We start from the raw sequence: 13,872 nt of genomic DNA, 5'->3' as shown, positions 1-13,872 counted from the left end.
AAGCGGCCCCGGGGACAGGCGCCGCCTGGGTGGACTGGGCCCGAGACCAGTTGCCGGAACGTCCTGGGGACCGGGGGCAGACGACCGGGATCATCCTGGGAGGCTCTGACGGCAGCGGCGAGCGGATGGTGTCCGGACATGCGCCGGAATCGGCCGTGGCGGGCCTCATCCTCGCCACCAGCGAGCACTTTCCCGAACACCGATTACGTGACCTTGCTACGGCGGGCGTGGCGACCCATGTCGAGGTCAAGCTCGCTGTGCAACAGGCGGAATCGGGGGTCACCCACACGGTCGTTGTCATCAACAACGTCATGTGCGATGGCCCTTACGGGTGTACGGAAGCGGTGGCTGCGATTCTGCCCCGTGGGTTCTCCATGACGGTATGGGAGCCGGGCAGGACGCAGCCGACCATCATCGAAGGGAAAGCCACGTGACTGTCGTCGTGACCGCGATCATTGACAATGTCCGCCACTATGCGCTGACTCGGGAGGAACGAGCGGACCTGGTTCGTCGGATTGTGGATGAGCCGCATCCGGGATGGGCGTCACTTGTCTTCGTCTGGGACCGGCCAGCGGGAGAGGGGAGCGGCCGGGAGGCGTGGCCGAACACCCAGCTTCGGGTGTCTACCAAGCCAGGTTTGGTAGGCGCTATGAACTGGGTCGGCCCAGTGCCGACAAACGAACCAGGCCCGTGGGACAGCCTGAACCCCACGCCGTTCGACGGTGAACCCGTCGACTTCGACCCGTCCGTTCCGCTGTTCTTCCCACCGTCGGCATCACTACCGATCGAGCACGTGCGCCAGGCCGTCACCGAGTACTTCCAGACCGGCCGCCGGCCGGAGTGCGTCCAGTGGCAACCCGGGATGTGGTACTGAGCGGCCCGAACCGACCCAGGCCAAGCAGCCGACCAACCACGTCCCAGATGGCCCCGAAGGCAGCAGCCACCGGATGGCGTCCGAACACGCCCCGGACTCGGCCCGCGCCGACCTCAGCCCCGCCACCAGCGACCTGCTCCCCGAACATTCCCTGCGCGACCGCCGACGCCGCCCGTCACGTCGAGACCAAGCTGGCGCTGCGCCAGGCAGAGTCCGGTGTCACCCACACGGTCGTCGTCCTCAACAACCTGATGTGCGAAGGCCGCTACGGGTGTACGGAAGCAGTAGCCGCGATCCTGCCCCGGGGGTTCTCCATGACGGTATGGGAACCAGGACGCAGCCGACCGACCATCATCGGAGGGAAAGCCACGTGACAGCCGTTGTGACCGCGATCATCAACAATGTCCGCCATTTCGCGCGGGTGGAGGAGGAACGAGCGGCCCTGGTGCGCCGAATCGTGGACGAGGAGCATCCGGGATGGGCATCACTCATCTTTGTCTGGGATCGGCCAGCGGGAGAGGGAAGCGGACGGCTGGCGTGGCCGGGGTGGCAGCTTCGAGTGTCCACCGAGCCGGACCTGGGAGTCGGCGCCCTCAACTGGGTGGGACGCACGCTGAGTGAGGATGAGCTAGGTTCCTGGGACAGTCTGAATCCCACGCCGATCGCCGGTGTCGTGGTCGAGTTCGACGGCGCCATCCCCTCCTACTTCCCTCCGTCAGCGGTGTTGCCGCTGGAGGACGTGCGCCGAGCTGTCACCGAACACCTGCGCACCGGTCTCCGGCCCGAGTGTGTCCAGTGGCAGTCGGCGAACCGGTACTGACCCCCACGAAGCGGACTCGGGCCAGGGCTACCGACTCATTCTGGGCGGCTCGGGGAAGCGGCGGCGAACTCACATGTCGGGGCGTACGCCGGAGTCGGACCTGGCGGGCCGGGTTCCTCGCCGCCAGCCACGTGTTCCCCGAACACCCCTGCGCGATACCGCGATCATCGACGTTCCCCGCCGCGTCGGGAGGGAGCTGGTGGCGCGGGCTGCGGGAACTGGTCGCCTCACGGTGGTCGGTACGACGGCCACGTGCGCGGCGGCCGGTGGGGTGTCGGGAAGCGGCGGCTGCGATCCTGCCCCCCGGGGGTCCTCCGTGTCGGTGTGGCGACAGGGGCGAAGCCGACCGACCACCGTCGAAGGGAAAGCCACGTGGCAGTCGTCGTGACCGCGATCATCGACAACGTTTGGCACTACGCCCGGACGGAGGGCGAACGGACGGCACTGGTCCGGGCGGTCGTGGACGAACCGCACCCGGCCGGCCCCAGTCTCCTCTACGTCTGGGACAGGCCCGCCGCGCAGGGAGCCGGGCACGAGGCGTGGCCGGAGTGGCAGCTGAGGGTGTCCACCGTGCCTGACCAGGGGGTGGGAGCGTTGAACTGGGCGGGTGACTCGCCGGACGGTGACCTCGGGCCCTGGGACACGTACAACCCGGGAGCCGATCTGGGCGGCTCCGCGCTCCTCTTCGACGAGTCCGCGCCGCTCTTCTTCCCCCTTTCCGCGACGCTCGCGCTCCAGGACGTGCGCCGAGCCGTCACCGAACATCTGCGGACCGGGCGTCGACCGGAGTGCGTCCAGTGGCAGCCGGGGGACTGGTACTGAATCGGCGGGTTCCTCGGCGTGATGAGGACGTGGTGAGCCAGGCGGGGGCGGGGCCCGTGCCGTTTCGACGGGCGGCTTCCGGGACTTCCGTCAGGACTGACCTCGGTTCCTCACAGCCACGTCGCCGGCCTTGTGCTGCTGGCGGCGTCGTGGACAGGGGGCCTGAGGAGGTGGACGAGCGGGCGCGGCGCGGTCGGGCCCCTGCCGTCCGTTCTTCGGAGGCCCGGGTCGCCACCCTCCGTCTGGTGGTCGCCCTCCCTGGTGGGAGGACGACCACCGGCCGGGGAGCTCAGGCGGCCAGGCCGGCCTTGAGGGCCTGGGCGATCCGGACCACGCGGCGGGCCTGCACGCCGGCGGCGGTGCGGGTCACGTCGTTGACGGGGTTGCTCCCCTGGGCGTCCACGTGGCTGGTGCCGTAGGGGTTGCCGTCGACGAACTTCGAGCCGTCGGTGAAGCCGGGGCTGACGAGGATGCCGCCGAAGTGGTGGATGGTGTTGTACAGCGCGAGCAGCGTGGACTCCTGGCCGCCGTGCAGGGTGGCGGAGGAGGCGAAGCCGCTGTAGACCTTGTCGGCCAGCAGGCCCTGCTGCCACTCGCCGCCGAGGGTGTCGATGAACTGCTTGAGCTGGGCGGCGATGTTGCCGTAGCGGGTGGGGGAGCCGAAGATCACCGCGTCCGCCCACACCACGTCGTCGGCCGTGACCTCGGGGACGTCGGAGGTGGCGTCGACGTTCGCCCGCCAGGCCGGGTTGGAGTCGATGGCGGCGTCGGGGGCCAGCTCGGGCGCCTTGCGCAGGCGCACCTCGGCACCGGCCTGCTCGGCCTCGGCGACCAGGGTGCGGGCGATCTCCGCGATGGTGCCGGTGGACGAGTAGTAGATGACGCTCAGCTTGACCTTGCTCATGGGGGTGTTCGTTCCTCTCGGTCGGGGGTCTGCGGACGACCCGACGCGAGGTTAAACATTAAACATCTTCCGTGCAAGAAGTTCGCCGGGAAGATGTGTTCGGCTACACTCGCCCAGTCCGGAACGTGAGACGAGGGGGAGGAGGGGCGTGCGCATGACCGCCGCGCGTGACGCGGGCCTCGCGGCCGACGACGAGATCATCACCTGGTGGGGGCTGGTCATCGAGGGCTACCACGCGACGCAGGCCCGGATCCAGGCCGAGATCGGCGAGCGCTTCGACCTCGCCCCCGCCTCCTTCGACATCCTGATCCGCCTGGTCCGCAGCCCCGACCACCGGATGCCGATGACCCGGCTCGCCCACGAGGCCGCCCTCTCCAGCGGCGGTTTCACCAAGGTCGCCGACCGGCTCGTGGCGGCGGACCTGATCCGGCGGCACCGCTGCGACCGGGACCGCCGGGTGACCTACGCCGAACTCACCGACCACGGGCTGGACATCGCCAAGCAGGTGCGGGCCGCCGGCGCGGAGATCCTGCGCCGCCGCGTCCTCGCGCCCCTCGGGCCTGGGGACTCCCAGTGGCTCGCCGACGCCATGCGCGCGCTGCGCGAGGCCAACGGCGACCCCCAGGAGGAACGGGGCGTCGGACGACCCGGGGCCTGCTGACAGGCTCCCCTCGCCGCCCCGGGGGCTTCCGGCGCCGGCGCGCCCACGGCCGAACACCTCGGGCTCCCGTCCTCCTCAGGACGTCGCCCGTCGAGGGACGGGCCGGGTGGCGGCCGGGCGGGGCCGCGACGATCAGGAGGTCGGCACCGGGTCGATCGCGGGGAGGCCGTCGATGCTGACCGCGTTGCGGGTCGCGAGGTAGGTCGCGGCGTTCTCGTCGCTGCGGCGCCCGTTGTGCCGGGTCAGCAGGTCCCGGTCACCCACGTAGTCCATGAGGGGGAGGGAGAACCCACAGGAGTCGCTGATCCGGGTCACCTCGACGTCGATCACGGCCCGCAACCTCGGCGCCGGCTCGACCTCGAACCGCGACACGAGCTCGGCGAAGTCCGGGTCCGACGGCATGACCGCACGGCCCCGACCGTGGAGCCGGACCACGTTGGGCGCGCCGGAGAAGGAGCAGAACATCAGCACGACCCGCCCGTTCTCCCGGAGGTGCGCGATCGTTTCCACTCCGCTGGCCATGTAGTCGAGGTAGGCGACGCGGTGTTCGCCCAGGACCGTGAACGTGCCCCGCATCCCCTTCGGCGACACGTTCACATGCCCCTCGGCGCCGGCGGGCGCGGTGCCCACGAAGAACACCGGCTGCGCGAGCACGAACTCCCGCAGCCGGCCGTCAATCCGCTCGTATAACTTCACGCCACCATCCTGACCGATCGGCCAGGCCCGTCGGCGGACCGATCAGCTCTCGATCCAGTTGTGCCCACGAGCGAGCTCCAGCAGGCGGGTGCGCACCTGCACGACCTGCGCGGCGGTCAGCGTCGGTGCCGCGTCGAGCAGCGCCTCGGTCAGCTCGACCCGGAACTCGGCGGCGGAGAGGACGTCGCACATGCCGTCCTCCTCGTCCTCCCGCCCGATCGGACGCGGCGCCGGAGCGGCCACCCTCGCCGGCGCGGGTGGCGAGGACACGGCCGGTGAGACGAGTCGGACCTCGGACGCCTTCAGCCCCCGGTCGCCGTCCTCCACCACGAAGGACACCTTGGCCCCCGGCTGGAACAGGTGCTTGGCATCACGCAGGTCGTTCGCGTGCATGAAGACGTCCTCGCTGCCCTCGTCGGGCGCGATGAAGCCGTATCCGCGTGTCTCGTCGAACCGAAGGATCTTGCCGGTTGTCACCACAGCTACCCCAAACCTCAACACAGTCCAGCGTCGTCCACGCTGGCGGTCCCGGCAGGCTACAACAGCGCCCGCTCAGGTGACAGACCCGAGAACGCGCCGATCTCCTCCAACCGGCGGTAGGCCGAACACCGGAAGCGGACACCGTCGGTGACCGAATCCGGATGTCCCGGCCCCGGCTCGGAACGGTCGTCCCGAGTGGATACCGTGGCGGCGGCACGGAGGGCGGCGTGGCCGCCGCCACCCCGAGGACGCGCGCTGGACGCGCGTGGCCCGGGGCGGCACCCCGCGCCCAACGGCGGGCCGGACGGAGGTGAGGAACTCGTGGACGGGTCCCCGCGCGGCGCCGTGCTGGACGCGACCCTGGAGCGGATCACCTTCGCCAACGAGGAGACCGGCTACACCGTGGCGAGGGTGGACACCGGCCGGGGCGGCGAGCTGGTCACCGTGGTGGGCGCGCTGCTCGGGGCGCAGCCGGGTGAGGCGCTGCGGATGCGGGGCCGGTGGGGCTCCCACCCGCAGTACGGTCGGCAGTTCCACGTCGAGGACTACTCCACCGTGCTCCCCGCCACGGTCCAGGGAATCCGCCGTTACCTCGGGTCAGGGTTGATCAAGGGCATCGGGCCGCGCCTGGCCGACCGCATCGTCGAACACTTCGGCACCGCCGCGCTCGACGTGATCGAGCAGACGCCCGACCGCCTCATCGAGGTCCCCAAACTCGGCCCGAAGCGCACCAAGCTGATCGCGGCCGCCTGGGAGGAGCAGAAGGCCATCAAGGAGGTGATGGTCTTCCTCCAGGGAGTCGGGGTGTCCACCTCGCTCGCGGTCAAGATCTACAAGCAGTACACCGACGACGCCATCCGCGTCGTGCGGGAGGAACCGTACCGGTTGGCCGGCGACGTCTGGGGAATCGGTTTCAAGACCGCGGACACCATCGCCAAGGCCGTCGGCATCCCCCACGACTCCCCGCAGCGGGTCAAGGCCGGTCTCCAGTTCACCCTCTCCGAGGCCACCGGCAACGGCAACTGCTACCTGCCCGAGCTGGAGCTGATCGCCGAGGCGATCAAGATCCTGGCCGTCGACGCGGGACTGGTCGCCGAATGCCTCGGGGAACTCGTCGAGGAGGAGGGCGTCGTCCGGGAGGAGGTCCCCGGGGACGACGCCGAGAACCCGACGGCCGCCGTCTACCTCGTGCCGTTCCACCGCGCCGAGATCTCGTTGGCCAGCCGGATGCGCCGCCTGCTGGCCACCAGCGCCGACCGCCTGCCCGCCTTCGCCGACGTCGACTGGTCCCGGGCCCTGGACTGGCTGCGCCGCTCCACCGGCGCCGAGCTCGCCGAGGCCCAGGAACGCGCCGTCCGGCTCGCCCTCACCGAACGGGTGGCCGTCCTGACCGGAGGACCCGGCTGCGGGAAGAGCTTCACCGTGCGGTCCATCGTCACCCTGGCCAGGGCGAAACGCGCCAAGGTGGTCCTGGCCGCGCCCACGGGGCGGGCGGCGAAACGGCTCACCGAACTGACCGGCCACGAGGCCGCCACCGTCCACCGGCTGCTGGAGCTCAAACCGGGAGGTGACGCCGCCTACGACGCCGACCGCCCCCTCGACGCGGACCTCGTGGTGGTCGACGAGGCCTCCATGCTGGACCTGCTGCTGGCCAACAAACTCGTCAAGGCGATCGCGCCCGGCGCGCACCTGCTGCTCGTCGGCGATGTCGACCAGCTGCCCTCGGTGGGGGCCGGCGAGGTCCTGCGGGACCTGCTCGCCCCGGACACCCCCATCCCGCACGTGCGGCTCGACCAGATCTTCCGGCAGGCCGCCGAGTCGGGCGTGGTCACCAACGCCCACCGCATCAACTCGGGCGACCACCCCCTGCTCAAGGGCATGGACGACTTCTTCCTCTTCCCCGTCGACGAGGCCGAGGCCGCCGCCGAACTGACGGTGGATGTCGTCGCCCGCCGCATCCCCCGCAGGTTCGGCCTGGACCCCCGCCGGGACATCCAGGTGCTCGCGCCCATGCACCGAGGGCCGGCCGGGGCCGGTGCGTTGAACCTCCTCCTCCAGGAGGCGCTGACACCACCCCGGGACGGCCTGCCCGAACGACGCTTCGGCGGGCGGATCTTCCGCCTGGGGGACAAGGTCACCCAGATCCGGAACAACTACGACAAGGGCGCCAACGGCGTGTTCAACGGGACCCAGGGCGTGGTGACCGCCCTCGACCAGGACGAGCAGACGCTGACCGTCCGCACCGACGAGGACGAGGACATCGAGTACGAGTTCTCCGAGCTGGACGAGCTGGTGCACGCCTACGCGGTCACCATCCACCGGTCCCAGGGCAGCGAGTACCCGTGCGTGGTCATCCCCGTCACCACCAGCGCCTGGATGATGTTGCAGCGCAACCTCCTCTACACGGCGGTGACCAGGGCCAAGAAGCTGGTGGTCCTCGTCGGGTCGAGGCGGGCGCTCGGCCAGGCGGTCCGCACCGTGGGGTCGGGCCGTCGGCACACGGCACTCGACTGGCGGCTGCGCCGTCCCGCGCCCCGCTCCTGAGCCGCCGACCGGCACCCGCGGTAGCGGTGGCCCGAGCACGAAGGACGCACAACGACCCGTTCAGTCCTGTCCCGGGTGGTGCCCCGATGGCTAGCATCGGGCGGAGGTGGACATCACACCTCTGATCGGGCCGTCGGCCCCACGTCGGCACCCCGACCGGGGGGACGGAAGGGGACCCCGCGTGCACAGCCAGGAACCGACGACCTCGCCCTCCGCGCTGGAGGCCTTGGCCCGGCTGCCCGACGACGAGGCCTACGGGGAGCTGACCGGCCTGGCCCGCGCCGCCCTCCAACGGGCCAGGGCGCTGGGGCTCACCGTCGTCGACGAACTGCCCGAGGGCGGCGGGTGGACCGTGCGCCTGCCCGCCGAGAGCTACGACGCGACCCGGGTGGTGGAGTTGGCCGCCGGCCTGGACACCGGTCTGCTCTACGTCAGCATGTGGGCCTTCGACCCGGACGACGTCGAGGAGTTCGGGCCGGCCAGCCCACCGGCGGACGACGGGGTGGCCGCCGTGCAACGGGTGATGCGCCGGTTCGACGGCGTGCTCTACCAGTTCGACGTGGCCTTCGTCCACCGAGGTGTCCTGCACCGGTGGACCTACCAGGAACCCTTCTACGCGCTGTTCCGGCAGGCACTGGCGGCGGTGTCGCCCGCCGCGCCCACCGCCCGGCACGAGGGCACCGGAGACGTGGTGGACTCCGAGGAGGTTCGCCGGCTCGCCGCCGTGCTGCTGGCGTTGCCCGCCTTCCGGGCGGCGGGCACGGATGTGCGGCGGGCGAGGGTGGCCCGCCGCCAGCCCGAGCTGCGGGGGATGTTGAGCCAGTCGGGACTCCCCGGCCGCACCGCCCGGGAGGCCATCCAACAGGCCACCGACACGGCGCTCCAGGTGGCGGAGGACCACCACGAGCGGCTGGCCCGGTCGTTGCCCACCCTGGCGGAGGAACTCGCCGACGACCCCCGCTTCCAGGAGGCGGGTAACGCCACCCTGCGCCGCAAGGTCGCCGACGACTTCCTGGTCGAACGGGCGGACGGCTACCGCTGCCCGGTGTGGCTGCGGGAGAAACTGCTGACCACCGCACCTCTCAACGGCGGGGGTGCGCGTCGCCCCTCCTGACGCCTGTCCTCGCTCAGCGCTGGCTGTCCACCCACTCCCGCACCACCCGGTCCAGGACCTCCAGCGGCAGCGGACCGTCGGACAACACCGTGTCGTGGAAGGCGCGGATGTCGAACCGGTCGCCCAGCGCCTCCTCCGCCGCGGCGCGGATGCGCTGGATCTCCAGGCGCCCGACCATGTAGGACAGCGCCTGGCCCGGGGCGGTGATGTAGCGGTCCACCTCGGACTCGATCTCGGAGGCGGACATGGCGGTGTTGGTCCGCAGGTAGTCGATGGCCTGCTGACGGCTCCAGCCCTTGGCGTGCAGACCGGTGTCGACCACCAGGCGACCGGCCCGCATGGCGTCCTGGGTGAGCATGCCCAGCCGGTCCAGGTCGCCGGAGTACAGGCCCATCTCCTCCGCCAACCGTTCGGTGTAGAGCCCCCAGCCCTCCAGGTAGGCGTTGAACGGGGCGAGGCGGCGGAGCAACGGCAGGTCGGTCAGTTCGAGGGCGAGCGCGATCTGGAAGTGGTGCCCCGGCACCGCCTCGTGGAAGGCGACGGCCTCCGAGGTGGTCCTGGCCCGCTCCTCCGCCCGGTGGGTGTTGACGAAGTAGGTGCCCGGGCGGCTGCCGTCCAGCGCCGGGGACATGTAGTAGGCGATCGGGGCGCCGGGGGCCTCGGACTCCGGCACGGCCTCCACCGCGCAGCTCTCGGCCGGCATCCGGTTGAACCAGGCCGGCGCGACCTTCTCGGCCCGGGCGATCGCGGCACGGGCCTCGGTGACCATCTCCTCGCCGCTCGACCACAGCAGGGCCGGGTCCGTGCGCAGCCGCTCGAAGATCTCGGTCACGTCGTCGGTGCCGAACACGCGGCCACCGATCTCCGCGTACTCCCGTTTCAGGTCCTCGATGAGCCGGAGACCGGTTTCGTGCAGTTCCTCGGGGGTCCGGCTCGTCGTGGTGTGCGCCCGGGCGAGGCCGGCGTAGATGGCGTCACCACCCGGCAGCCAGCTGAGGCCCGGGTGGTCCATGTCCCGGCCGGAGGGGACGACCTCGGTGGCGAGCACGTCGCGGTAGCGGCGGAACGCCGGCCGCACCACCTCGGCCAGCAGCCGGTCCCGCTCGGCGCGGAACCCGGCGAGGTCCACGTCGGCCTCGGCCGGCGGTTCCGGCTGGCGCAGGGGGTCGTCATCCGGGGCGGCGAGGTACCGGTCCAGGAAGTCCACGGTGGCCTCGACGAGGTGGCGCACCGGCAGCAGGCCCGCGCCGATCCCGGACCGGTGACGCTCGGCGATCGCCTCGAGCACGGTGGGCAGCCCGGCGAGCCTGGCGAGGTACCCGTCGGCGTGCGCGCGGTCGGCGATCCCGACCCTCGGCAGCATGATGAGCAGCTCGGCGGTGGAGGAGAAGAAGGAGTCGGCGACCGTGTACTCCACCGCGCGGGCGTCGAGGTGTTCCAGCAGCCCGCTGGCCTGGTGGATCACCACGTCCCGGTTCAACCGGTCACCGTGGTCCAGGGACTCGGCGTCGAGCGCCCGCGCCCGGTCGAGGATGGCCTGGAGACGACCGCGCTGGTCCTCGTCACCGGCGACCCCGTAGTCGGGGAGCCGGTCGTCCCGGTCCCGTAACCCGACCAGGGTGGCATCGATGGGACGCGCGTCGAACATCGCGGCGATCAGGTCGTCCGCGAGCTGGGCTGGGGTGGTCATGTCTCTCCTCGTTCCCGGGAGCCGAAATGGGGAGACAGTATCCAAGCGGCGGCGGAACGGGCGGTTCGTGGACCGGGCGGCTCACATCGTTGTCGTGCTGTGGCCGGACCGCGTTCCCGCGCGACGGACGGGGGCGTGCGGGCGTGGCGGGCGGCGCCGCGGGCCAGGACCCGCTCACCCGGTGCGGCCATTCGGCGGCCTGAGATGCGTTGATCGATCAAGTCCGTTCGTATGCTTGGTGGATGGACGGCGTGCGATGGCTCGACGACGACGAGCAGGAGACCTGGCGGGCTTATCTGTGGGCGAGCCAGCTGCTACGGGAGTCGCTGGACCGCCAGATGCACCGGGACTCGGGCCTGCCGCACACCTACTACCTGATCCTCGCGATGCTGTCGGAGGCGCCCGAGCGGTCCCTGACCATGTCCGAACTGGCCCAGGTGGTCCGGGCCTCGCCCAGCCGGCTGTCCCACGCGGTGACGAAGCTGGAGACGGAGGGCTGGGTTCGTCGCCAGAAGCACCCGCGAGACGCTCGCACGACCATCGCCACCCTCACGGCGGAGGGGTTCGACGTCCTCGTGGCCGCCGCTCCCGGCCACGTCGAGGCCGTGCGGCAGGGGCTGTTCGACCAGCTCAGCCAGGACCAGGTCCGCCAGTTGCGTGAGATCTCCCAGGCGATGCTCGCGCACCTGGACCCGCCGGCCCGCTACCACCGGCGACGCGAGCCCGGCGGGACCGAGACCCCGTCCCCGGACTCCGAGGTGCCGCCGCCCGGCGGCGTGGGCTGATCCGCGACGGCGCGGCGGCCCACTCCCGGGACGCGCCGACGTGACACCGCCGGCTCCACGGTCCGCTCTGCGAGGCTGGGGCGGTGCGAGTGCTGGTGACAGGGTCGAGCGGTTTCCTCGGGCACGCCGTGGTGGCCGAGTTGGCCGACCGGGGCCATGAGGTGGTGGCCCTGGTCCGACCGGGGCGGCCCGTTCCACCCGGTGTCGTGGACGCGGTCGTGGGTGACGTGCGGGACGTCGACTCGCTCCGGTCCCCCGTCTCGGCCGTGGAGGCCGTCTGCCACCTCGCCGCGCTGGTCCGGGTGCGCGAGTCGCTGACGGACCCGGTGCGGCACTGGCGGACGAACACCGGGGGGACGCTGGCGCTGCTCACCGCGCTCGCCGAGGCGGGCGCGGCCGGCGGTCCCCGCCGCCTGGTGCTGGCCTCCACCTGCGCCGTGTACGGCGTTCCGGGTGGCCAACCCATCGACGAGGACACCCCGGAGGTCCCGGTCAACGCCTACGGCGGGAGCAAACTCGCCGCCGACCGGGCCGCCGCCGACCTGGCCGCGACGGGGTCGGTCGGCGCGATCAGCCTGCGGTCCTTCAACCTCGCGGGCGCGGCGCGTGGCCGGCCCGACCCCGACCCGTCCCGACTCGTCCCCGCGGTGCTCGCGGCCAGGACGGGCCGGACGGCCGCCCTGACCATCAACGGCGACGGGTCGGCCGTGCGCGACTTCGTGCACGTGGAGGACATGGCCGACGCCTTCGCCCTGGCGGTGGCGGCCTGCGCGCCCGGCCGGTGGCGCGCCTACACCGTCGGCAGTGGCCGGCGCAGCAGCGTCCGCGACGTGGTGGACACGGCCGCCCGCGTGACGGGGGGAGCCGTGCCCCTCGCCTACCGGAGGGCCGCACCCGAACCTCCCGAACTGGTCGCCGACCACTCGCGGATCACCCGGGAGCTCGGCTGGGAACCGAGGCGGTCGGACCTCCCGCGCATCCTGCGGGACGGCTGGGAGGCACACCAGCGCTGGTATCCCGTGGAGAAGTGAGTCGGGAGCCCCGCGCCCCGCTCGCCCCGCCCAGCTCGCCCCGCGCGCGGCTCCCGGCGCTCACCTGACCCTCGGCTCCCGCCCGGGAGGGGCGGTGGTGCCTGGCAGCCGAACGGGGCGGTGCTCTCCCCTGGAGACCACCGCCCCGCTGCTCGGTGCGTCGTACCGCTCACCGTCAGAGGGAGACGTGCTCCTCGATCCACGGGGTCCAGTAGGCGACGTCCGTGCTGATGCCAGGGCCGATGGCGCAGAGGGGCTCGCTGGACTGGTAGCCCGTCCGCACGATGATGCCGGCCAGTTCCCAGCCGCCGTCGGTGGCCTTCAGGGTGCCGGTGCCGGAGTCGCCGTAGCAGAAGCCCGTGCCCTCGGCCGGCTGGTCGCAGATCTCGGTCTCCGGGTTGAATCCGTACTCGCAGCCCTCGGCGATCACGGTGGTGTCCAGCAGCTGGAGGATCTCGGCGGACCCGCACTCACCGCCGACCGGGCACTCCTGGCCCCACCCGGTGTGCCGGATGGTGTCTCCGGGCAGCGGCTTGCTGGTGGACAGCGTCGCCGGCGTCACCGAGACCGGCTCGGCGAGGCGGATCAGCGCGATGTCCGCGTCGACCCGGGTGACCTCCGAGTCGTCGTAGTCCGGGTGGATGATGATCTCGGCGGAGGGGACCACCTCGCCGCCCTGGGTGCGGTCGACGCTGCCGACGCGGACGTCGATGTCCGCCGGCTCGTAGCTCACCATGCAGTGGGCGGCCGTGAGCACCCACTCGGGGGCGATCACGGTGCCGCCGCAGGCGTGGCGACCGTCGTTGATCAGCGCCGCCGAGAACTCGTACCCCTCGGTGGCGTCCTCGCCGCCGACGATGAACGGCTGGACGACCCCGGCGTCAGGGGTGGTCGTGTCGGGTGACGCGACCGCGGTGGCCGACGCCAGCCCGAGCGTGGCGATGGCCGCGCTGGCGACCGCGGTGGCGGCAAGACGAAAGCGCATGACACTCCGGTTGTCTCGATGGTTCGGCTGAGCCGTGTTCGCCTGGTGGGCGAACGTCACGGGACAATGGTCTAGTCCGAGTTCGCGTGCGCCGTCAAGAAACTGTCACGGCGGTCATAGGAAAACCCTTGCTCGATGTCCGTTGGATTCGGGAGATACGTTTCCGTTCCCCCTCGGCGAAAACCCTCCAATTATCGGTGGCGGTGTTCTCCGTGATCCGCACAAGATCGGAAACCGTTCCTTCCCGTATCAGTAGGACGGTGTAGTTCGCCTGGTCCAGGGCCGGTTCCGGTCAGAGTTGCCCGGGAGCGGCGCTGTCGAGCCCGGGTGGCGAACGCACTGGCCGACCTGGTTCGGTGATTCCTCGGAAAAGGTCCCAGAACGTTTTGGCGCGGTCGCGGGTGCGGTGTTCGGAGTGCGTCGCTCGGAAGTGGGGCCCGGGGGGCGCGTCGAGTCGGAATTCCGG

Annotated in this window: 15 protein-coding genes; 10 read left to right on the top strand and 5 right to left on the bottom strand. The window is 71.5% G+C overall.

Annotated features, from left to right (window positions below; translation table 11 throughout):
- Positions 1-29 precede the first annotated feature (29 nt).
- The 5 genes from C1701_RS15325 (at position 30) to C1701_RS15305 (ending at position 2,516) form a co-directional block, all read left to right on the top strand.
- Positions 30-434, top strand: a complete 405-nt coding sequence (locus tag C1701_RS15325; protein WP_337661704.1) for a DddA-like double-stranded DNA deaminase toxin — start codon at positions 30-32, stop codon at positions 432-434.
- Complete coding sequence (locus C1701_RS15320; RefSeq protein WP_103056075.1) at positions 383-874, top strand: Imm1 family immunity protein; 492 nt, start codon at positions 383-385, stop codon at positions 872-874. The genes C1701_RS15325 and C1701_RS15320 overlap by 52 nt, the downstream gene beginning before the upstream one ends.
- A 47-nt stretch (positions 875-921) precedes the next feature.
- Positions 922-1,248, top strand: coding sequence for a DddA-like double-stranded DNA deaminase toxin (locus C1701_RS28150; RefSeq protein ID WP_103056074.1), 327 nt, complete (start codon positions 922-924; stop codon positions 1,246-1,248).
- Positions 1,245-1,694: an Imm1 family immunity protein gene (locus tag C1701_RS15310; RefSeq protein WP_337661703.1), complete on the top strand. Its 450-nt coding sequence runs from the start codon at positions 1,245-1,247 to the stop codon at positions 1,692-1,694. Before C1701_RS28150 ends, C1701_RS15310 begins: the two co-directional genes overlap by 4 nt.
- 372 nt (positions 1,695-2,066) lie before the next feature.
- Complete coding sequence (locus C1701_RS15305) at positions 2,067-2,516, top strand: Imm1 family immunity protein (protein ID WP_337661702.1); 450 nt, start codon at positions 2,067-2,069, stop codon at positions 2,514-2,516.
- Positions 2,517-2,805: 289 nt separating this feature from the next.
- On the opposite strand, the gene wrbA is transcribed toward C1701_RS15305, so the two are convergent.
- Positions 2,806-3,420, bottom strand: coding sequence for an NAD(P)H:quinone oxidoreductase (gene wrbA, locus C1701_RS15300; protein WP_026419172.1), 615 nt, complete (start codon positions 3,418-3,420; stop codon positions 2,806-2,808).
- Between the two features lie 154 nt (positions 3,421-3,574).
- Here wrbA and C1701_RS15295 point away from each other — a divergent pair, with 154 nt between their 5' ends.
- Entirely contained in the window at positions 3,575-4,081 is a 507-nt protein-coding gene (locus C1701_RS15295) for a MarR family winged helix-turn-helix transcriptional regulator (RefSeq protein WP_103056071.1), read from the top strand.
- Positions 4,082-4,213: 132 nt separating this feature from the next.
- On the opposite strand, the gene C1701_RS15290 is transcribed toward C1701_RS15295, so the two are convergent.
- Positions 4,214-4,777, bottom strand: a complete 564-nt coding sequence (locus tag C1701_RS15290) for a pyridoxamine 5'-phosphate oxidase family protein (RefSeq protein WP_026419173.1) — start codon at positions 4,775-4,777, stop codon at positions 4,214-4,216.
- A 42-nt stretch (positions 4,778-4,819) separates the two neighbouring features.
- The gene (locus tag C1701_RS15285) at positions 4,820-5,254 is read right to left on the bottom strand and encodes a cold-shock protein (RefSeq protein ID WP_035292289.1); all 435 of its coding nucleotides are present in this window, start codon (positions 5,252-5,254) and stop codon (positions 4,820-4,822) included.
- A 324-nt stretch (positions 5,255-5,578) separates the two neighbouring features.
- On the opposite strand from C1701_RS15285, the gene recD2 reads away from it, so the two are divergent.
- The gene (gene recD2 / locus C1701_RS15280; RefSeq protein ID WP_026419175.1) at positions 5,579-7,801 is read left to right on the top strand and encodes an SF1B family DNA helicase RecD2; all 2,223 of its coding nucleotides are present in this window, start codon (positions 5,579-5,581) and stop codon (positions 7,799-7,801) included.
- 181 nt (positions 7,802-7,982) lie between these two features.
- Positions 7,983-8,915: a hypothetical protein gene (locus C1701_RS15275; protein WP_103056070.1), complete on the top strand. Its 933-nt coding sequence runs from the start codon at positions 7,983-7,985 to the stop codon at positions 8,913-8,915.
- Positions 8,916-8,928: 13 nt separating this feature from the next.
- On the opposite strand, the gene C1701_RS15270 is transcribed toward C1701_RS15275, so the two are convergent.
- A complete protein-coding gene (locus tag C1701_RS15270; protein WP_103056069.1) occupies positions 8,929-10,605 on the bottom strand; it encodes a DUF885 domain-containing protein in 1,677 nt (558 codons plus the stop codon).
- A gap of 242 nt (positions 10,606-10,847) precedes the next feature.
- On the opposite strand from C1701_RS15270, the gene C1701_RS15265 reads away from it, so the two are divergent.
- Entirely contained in the window at positions 10,848-11,390 is a 543-nt protein-coding gene (locus C1701_RS15265; RefSeq protein WP_051314047.1) for a MarR family winged helix-turn-helix transcriptional regulator, read from the top strand.
- Between the two features lie 83 nt (positions 11,391-11,473).
- Positions 11,474-12,421, top strand: a complete 948-nt coding sequence (locus C1701_RS15260; RefSeq protein ID WP_026419178.1) for an NAD-dependent epimerase/dehydratase family protein — start codon at positions 11,474-11,476, stop codon at positions 12,419-12,421.
- A gap of 175 nt (positions 12,422-12,596) precedes the next feature.
- Here the strand turns inward: C1701_RS15260 and C1701_RS15255 are convergent, their stop codons facing one another.
- Entirely contained in the window at positions 12,597-13,406 is an 810-nt protein-coding gene (locus C1701_RS15255; protein WP_026419179.1) for a S1 family peptidase, read from the bottom strand.
- Between the last annotated feature and the right edge of the window lie 466 nt (positions 13,407-13,872).

Origin of the sequence: Actinoalloteichus sp. AHMU CJ021 (assembly GCF_002895405.1) — a bacterium.
Taxonomy (GTDB): domain Bacteria; phylum Actinomycetota; class Actinomycetes; order Mycobacteriales; family Pseudonocardiaceae; genus Actinoalloteichus_B; species Actinoalloteichus_B caeruleus.
This window is presented reverse-complemented; position numbering and strand designations above follow the sequence as displayed.